Source organism: Paratractidigestivibacter sp., from assembly GCF_052362415.1.
Lineage (GTDB): Bacteria > Actinomycetota > Coriobacteriia > Coriobacteriales > Atopobiaceae > Paratractidigestivibacter.
Genome location: NZ_DAWEMK010000005.1, coordinates 7947 through 10592 on the forward strand (window position 1 = coordinate 7947; position 2646 = coordinate 10592).

The window sequence follows — 2646 nt, forward strand, 5'->3', positions numbered from 1 at the left end:
CGTGCGCGGCAACTGCGAAGCGGAGGTCGATCAGATGGTCCTCGGCTTCCCCTGCATGGCCGACCACAACGTGCTCATCGACCCGGCGGCAGACGGGAAGACGCTCTTCTTTACCCACGGGCACGTCTATGGCCCCGGGCTCCACAACAGCGTCGATAACTGGCCGGCGCTGCCCGCGAACTCCGCGTTCGTCTACGGGCACACGCACAAGAAGGTCCTGCAGGAGGTGGAGGGCCACCCCGGCGTGACCGTCTTCAACCCCGGCTCGGTGGGCATCCCCAAGGACGGCACCCACAGCTACGGCATCTACGAGGACGGCCGCTTCGAGCACCGCGAGCTCTAGGCTTCCCGGCGCCACCCTTAACCCTCGGCTGCGCCCCGAAGCTCCCAACGCAATCCTTCCGGTCCTGAACGCCGCCTCTTAACCTTCGGCTGCGACTCCCGACTTCTATACTGCGCCCCCTCCGCCCCTCTTGCCTCGACCGCCGCCCGCCCGACACCTCTGGACGGGCGGCGCCCGTTTACGCCCACATCGCCTGCTCCAAGCCCTTCTTTGCGCCCTATATTCCCCACGTCAAAAAATCTAATGTGAAGAGACTTAGATAATGTATAGAATCAAGACGCACAGGGGATAAACTCAAACGTACAAAGAGCGTATAAGGGCGCGCGGGTCCACGGACGCCGCGCGCAACAAAGAAAGGACCGCAATCATGGGCAAGATCCTAGGCATCGACCTCGGCACCACCAACTCCGCCATGGCCGTTCTCGAGGGCGGCCAGCCGACCATCATCGTCAACGCTGAGGGCGAGCGCACCACCCCGTCCGTCGTCGGCTTCCGCGCCGACGGCGACCGCATCGTCGGTAAGGCCGCGAAGAACCAGGCCGTCACCAACCCGACCAACACCGTCTTCTCCATCAAGCGCTTCATGGGCCGTCGCTACGACGAGTGCACCTCTGAGCTCAAGACCGTCCCGTACAAGGTCAAGAGCGGCACCGGCTCCCGCGCCGTCGTCGAGATCGACGGCGAGGACTTCACCCCGGAGCAGGTCTCCGCGATGATCCTCTCCAAGATGAAGGCGGACGCCGAGAAGTACCTCGGCGAGCCCGTCACCGACGCCGTCATCACCGTCCCGGCCTACTTCAACGACGCCCAGCGCCAGGCCACCAAGGACGCCGGCAAGATCGCCGGCCTCAACGTCCAGCGCATCGTCAACGAGCCGACCGCCGCGGCCCTCGCCTACGGCCTCGACAAGAAGGACATCGACCAGAAGGTCCTCGTCTTCGACCTGGGCGGCGGCACCTTCGACGTGTCCCTGCTCGACCTCGCCGACGGCGTCGTCGAGGTCCTTGCGACCAACGGCGACAACCACCTGGGCGGCGACGACTGGGACCAGCGCGTCATCGACTGGATGGCCGACAAGTTCCAGCAGGAGAACGGCATCGACCTGCGCAAGGACCCGATGGCGCTTCAGCGCCTGAAGGAGGCCGCCGAGAACGCGAAGAAGGAGCTCTCGTCCGCGCAGCAGACCCAGATCAACCTGCCCTTCATCACCGCTGACGCCTCCGGCCCCAAGCACCTCGACTACACGCTGACCCGCGCCGAGTTCGAGAAGATCACCCGCGACCTCCTCGACCGCTGCAAGGCCCCCGTCACCAAGGCCCTGCACGACGCCAACCTCCAGATCTCGCAGGTCAACGAGGTCATCCTCGTCGGCGGCTCCAGCCGTATGCCCGCTGTCCAGGAGCTCGTCAAGCAGATGACCGGCAAGCAGCCGAACATGTCCGTGAACCCGGACGAGGTCGTCGCCGACGGCGCGGCCGTCCAGGGCGGCGTCCTGACCGGCGATGTCTCGGGCATCCTGCTGCTCGACGTCACCCCGCTTTCCCTCGGCGTCGAGACCATGGGCGGCGTCATGACCAAGATGATCGACCGCAACACCACGATCCCGACCTCTAAGTCTGAGATCTACTCCACCGCCGCGGACAACCAGACCTCCGTCGAGATCAACGTCCTGCAGGGCGAGCGCGAGTTCGCCCGCGACAACAAGTCGCTCGGCAAGTTCCAGCTCACCGGCATCCCGGCCGCCCGCCGCGGCGTCCCACAGATCGAGGTCACCTTCGACATCGACGCCAACGGCATCGTGAAGGTCACCGCTAAGGACAAGGCCACCGGCAAGTCCCAGCAGATCACCATCTCCGGCTCCACCGCGCTTTCCGACGACGAGGTCGACCGCATGGTCAAGGACGCCGAGGCCCACGCCGAGGAGGACAAGAAGCAGAAGGACGAGATCGAGGTCCGCAACCAGACCGACTCCCTGTGCTACGGCGCCGAGCAGACGCTGAAGGACCTGGGCGACAAGGTTCCCGCCGACCAGAAGAAGGAGGTCGAGGACGCCATCGCCGAGGCCAAGAAGGCCCTCGAGGGCACCGACATCGACGCCATCAAGGCCGCCGGCGAGAAGCTCACCGAGGCTTCCCAGAAGCTCGCTCAGATCGTCTACTCCACGACCGACGAGGGCGCCGCTGCGGCCGGCCAGCCGGGCGCAGGCGCTGCCTCCAACGGCGGCGACGACGTGGTGGACGCCGACTACGAGGTCGTCGACGACGACAAGTAATCGGGTCCCGCCCCGCGCGCGGGCACCTCGC

At 65.9% G+C, this 2646-nt stretch carries 2 protein-coding genes; both read left to right on the top strand.

The window, feature by feature from the left end; all coding sequences use genetic code 11:
- The coding region (locus tag ACT84W_RS01120) for a metallophosphoesterase family protein (RefSeq protein WP_444327920.1) at window positions 1-343 on the top strand (343 nt) is incomplete at its 5' end.
- 367 nt (window positions 344-710) lie between these two features.
- Entirely contained in the window at window positions 711-2615 is a 1905-nt protein-coding gene (dnaK, locus tag ACT84W_RS01125) for a molecular chaperone DnaK (protein ID WP_432290693.1), read from the top strand.
- The last annotated feature ends 31 nt before the right edge of the window (window positions 2616-2646 follow it).